Raw genomic sequence first — 4198 nt, 5'->3', positions numbered from 1 at the left:
TTCAGACGGCCCATCATGGATCGACCTCGTCGCGATTCGCGTCAACACAACGGAATCACGCTTGCCGGCTCGTCTCAACTGACTTTTGCAACAAAATCGGCCATAACCGGACATCAACCAGCGAAGGACCGTGGGTCTCACAGCACTGGCGTACACTGCATGTCTGCTCCGACGATGAGCGGCCCGTTGTAGGCAGTTCGCAAATCAGCGATGGCCGCATCGAGTTCAAACAGACCGAAATGACTGACGATGAGCTGCTTGACCGCAGCCTCTTGGGCAACGCGTCCGACGACTGCCGGTGTTGCGTGCAAGGGAACATTCGCACCGGGCGCGATTGCAAGATGCATGATCAGGAGGTTCGCGCCCTTTGCGAATTCGACGAAGCCCGGATCGGTGCCGTTTTGGTCGGAGCTAAACACGATCGACACATTTCCGGTCTGCACGCGATAGGCCAAGGTTGGCATATTTCCATGCGGGATTTTCCGTGCCGTGACTGTCGTTCCCTCGCGCTGCAAAACCACGGATGGATCGCTTTTGACAGCGTCAATCACTCCGACATCAAGTCGAACGCCACCCGCCACAACGCGCCCCATATCGGGCCGCACGCCGCTGCCCCCGTATGAGCCGCCTAACGCCGATCCGAGCACTGGAAATGCGCCACTCTTCTCGTCAAAAAGCCTCTTGAGGAAAATCGCAAAGTCAGGGGCCGCATCGTTGCCTGTAGGACCGAAAACCTTGAGAGGTTCCTTGCGGACCTCGTGGCTCAGCCAAAGGAACGCTGGCAAGTCGGAAACGTGATCTGGATGAAGATGGCTTATTCCGACCATCCACAAGTCTTCGAGTTTGGCTTGCGATTCACCAAAGCGGTGTTGAGCACCACCGCCCATGTCGATGAGTATTCTTGCGCGCCCCTCGATCCAGACCAGATAACTCGTCGATGCCCGAGTGGGATTCATTCTGGGGCCACCAGAACCGAGGATTTGCACGTCGAGCGGCGTTGTGCCGCAACTCTGTCCGAAAGCGCTCAAACTGCTCAGTGACGCACAGAAAATTCCCAGCAAGAAAATAACCGGAAGCCGAACCATGAAGACACCCATGTTGTTCAAACAGAGTCTATCAAATCGGTCTTGCAAATTTCACGACAGGGCCGAGATGGTCATTCGGGCAGCCCTGCTTGCCGCAATCCTTCCTCATATCGCGCGACGTCCTCAGCACGTCGATAAGGGCCAAGCACATCTTTGAGATTGGAAACGCGCAGCGTGGGGCTGAGTTCTCGCAGCCGAGCCACGGCCTTGTGTGCTTGCTCCGGCCGACCGGCCATTGCGTTGCTTGCGGCGGTGATCCGTAATCCAGGCCGATAGTCCGGGCTGCACTGCAATGCCATTGCCGCCCATGATGCCGCTTCGTCATAGCGGTCCAAAAAGAAATGTGCATACGCGGTCCCGGCTCGCATGCCCATCAGCCACGGATCAAGTGGGCTCAGGCGAATGGCTCGTGCGAAGCGCTCGATCGCCGATTCCGGCTCGCCGAGCCAGAGTTTTACCCAGCCGCCGAAATTCCATGCCTCAGCCAAATTGGAATTAAGCGCGATCGCGCGATCAACTAAGCCGGCACCTACCCCGAGATCCCCAACAACAAACGCTAACGCATTCCCGCCAGCGGAGAGCGCGTTCGCGTCATCCTTGCCCAACTCAACTGCCCGTTGGGTGAGCTTCTTCACTTCGGCAATCGCGTTCGCCGTGTCCGGAATCCAGCCATTGATCCTGGCAATGAGGTAGCAAAAGGCTGCGCGACCGTAGGCGGTGGCAAATTCCGGGTCGAGCTCTATCGCGCGGTTGAACAGACGCAATGCCTCGTCGTTCGCTTGCCGGTTACCAAACTGATGAAGCCGGGCCAGACCGCGCAAATAGTGGGCATAGGCGTCGAGACTAGCGGTCGGCTTGCGTTTGGCGCGCTCGATCTCAGCTTTCTCCACCGCAGGCGCGATCGCCCCGACAACGCTTTCAGTCACCTGGTCCTGCAAATCGAAGATGTCGCCGAGCTCGCCATCAAACCGATCGGCCCAAATATGTGCTCCAGTAGCGGTATCGACGAGTTGTCCCGTAATGCGCACTCGGTTTGCCGCCTTGCGAACGCTCCCTTCCAACACGTAGCGCACCCCAAGCTCGCGCCCCACCTGCTTCACGTCGACAGCGCGCGCCTTGTAGGTGAAGCTGGAGTTTCGGGCGATGACAAATGGCGCCTTGAAACGGGACAGCGCCGTGATGATGTCCTCGGCCATTCCATCGGCAAAGTATTCCTGTTCGACATCGCCAGACATATTCTGATGAGCACCGCAATGGAAGGCCTGTCGGGCAGCGGAGGCGGACTCCCGGCCTCGGCAAAAACTGGCGCAGCCTCTCGCGTTTCCGTCGGCGCATCGACCTCAAAGGCCCTGATTGGCTCCTGAATGTTCTTTACATGTTGAACGCCAAGATCCGTACTTGGGTCTGTGACCGAGGCTCGCGCGGGCAATTCTTCCTCGGTGATCTCGCCAACAAACCGGAAGCCTCTGCGAGAAACCGTCCGTATCAGGCGTTGCTCCTTGCCGGTATCCCCGATTGCCTTGCGCACGGCATTGACGTGGCTGGTCAGCGTGGATTCGGACACGATCCGTCCTTCCCACACCGCCTTCAGAAGATCGTCCCTTGTCACGACCTGTTCCCGGTTTCGGACCAGGAAGAGCAGCAGGTCGAACACCTTCGGTCCGATGGGGATGAGCTCGGAGCCTCGCTTGAGCTCGCGCCGGTTGGCATCGAGACAATAATCTTCGAATAGAAACGACACTTGTGATCCTTCCTGGACAAGAAGCCAAGGAAAACTCGATCGCAATTCAGGCCGGCTGCAAGGTCTTTTCCGTTCGAAACAGTACACATTTTCTCACCCTTCGGGAACGAGGGTTCGAGAAATGGTTGGCCCGCCTGCACTCGACGCGCACTGACGTTCGCAATCAACGCAACAGACCTGGCCGAGCCGAGGCACGGCTTACCACCTGCATCGCCTCCCGAGTGCGAGGATACGTTCATGAACAAGCATATCTTGCGCGCTTCCCTGGAGGACGCGTCAGTTGCGCCTGAGGCGTGCCAAGTCACTCTGGCTCATGCCGAGCGCCCTCCCGCCGGTGCAGAAATGGCGCGGGTGCTCGGGACCACGCCATTTCACATGGCTTTGGATTCCTCCGGCGCCGGAATCGCCCACTGGAAGCATGACCCGCTGCACGACGTCGTCGCGCCCATGAGCCATCACGTCATCATGGCTTACAACGGCACGGTGCAGCGCATGGAGCGGCGGATGGGAAGCGTGGTTGCGATCGGTACGTTTCGTCCCGGAGTCGTGATCATCATCCCCGAAGGATCGAGCTCCCGGTGGGATATTCCGAAACCCGTCGATGTCATCCAACTCTATCTTCCGCACGCCACGCTCGAGCGGGTTGCAGGCGAGGTCGACAGCGCCACCTCGACCGATCTGCTGGAGCGAACGGCGCATCCCGACCCCATTACATCCCGATTGCTCCTGACCGCGACCGACGCCGTGGTGGGCAATGTCGTCGTGGATACACTGTTCAGGCATCAGCTGATGGACCTCTTGGCCACGCGCCTGCTGGCGGCGCATGTCGGCGCGCCGTCCACGTTCCAGCCGACGCGGGGCGGCCTCTCACCGGTCGTATTGCGCCGCGCCATCGAGCGCCTGCACTCGGACATCGACGCTGACGTATCGCTCGCGGCGCTCGCTTCTGATGCCGGTCTTTCGCGATTCCACTTCTGCCGCGCCTTCAAGGAAAGCACCGGGCTTTCCCCACATGCCTGGCGGCGCCAGCAAGGGCTCGAGGAGGCCAAAAACATGCTGCGCGGCACCGACGCGTCGGTCCTCTCGATCGCGGTCGCGCTCGGCTATTCTTCCCAGACCGCGTTCGCCGCCGCCTTCAGGAAGCTGACCGGGGACACCCCGAGCAATTGGCGACGGCGTGCACGTTGACAGCATCGCCTATGCTGGGAACAGCATCATTGCGAGAAAGGCTCCAGGATGCAGGCGGGCAAAAGAAGGTCCCATGACCGCTATGGGTCTTGGGTGTGTGCAAACGGATAGGTCGGCACGCGGCCGTGGTCGCCAATCGTTGCAGGCGGCCGATGTCTCGCGTCGGAGCGTCCAATGACTGGCC

General features: G+C 59.7%; 2 protein-coding genes and 1 pseudogene. 1 reads left to right on the top strand and 2 read right to left on the bottom strand.

The window, feature by feature from the left end; translation table 11 throughout:
- Positions 1-137: 137 nt before the first annotated feature.
- Both CT676_RS43080 and CT676_RS43075 read right to left on the bottom strand, forming a co-directional pair.
- A complete protein-coding gene (locus tag CT676_RS43080) occupies positions 138-1097 on the bottom strand; it encodes an MBL fold metallo-hydrolase (RefSeq protein WP_244623530.1) in 960 nt (319 codons plus the stop codon).
- 59 nt (positions 1098-1156) lie between these two features.
- Positions 1157-2826, bottom strand: a pseudogene (locus tag CT676_RS43075) (winged helix-turn-helix domain-containing tetratricopeptide repeat protein).
- 237 nt (positions 2827-3063) lie between these two features.
- Here CT676_RS43075 and CT676_RS43070 point away from each other — a divergent pair.
- Entirely contained in the window at positions 3064-4014 is a 951-nt protein-coding gene (locus CT676_RS43070) for an AraC family transcriptional regulator (RefSeq protein ID WP_135217290.1), read from the top strand.
- Positions 4015-4198 lie beyond the last annotated feature (184 nt).

It is taken from the genome of Bradyrhizobium sp. MOS001, from assembly GCF_004634465.1.
Classification (GTDB): Bacteria; Pseudomonadota; Alphaproteobacteria; order Rhizobiales; family Xanthobacteraceae; genus Bradyrhizobium; species Bradyrhizobium barranii.
The sequence above is the reverse complement of the archived record's forward strand: the minus strand, read 5'-3'. Positions and strand labels throughout refer to the sequence as shown.

Excerpts from the sequence above, each read along its gene's own strand:
- CT676_RS43080 (WP_244623530.1), bottom strand. The coding sequence starts at position 1,097 with ATGGGTGTCTTCATGGTTCGGCTTCCGGTTATTTTCTTGCTGGGAATT.
- CT676_RS43070 (WP_135217290.1), top strand. The coding sequence starts at position 3,064 with ATGAACAAGCATATCTTGCGCGCTTCCCTGGAGGACGCGTCAGTTGCG.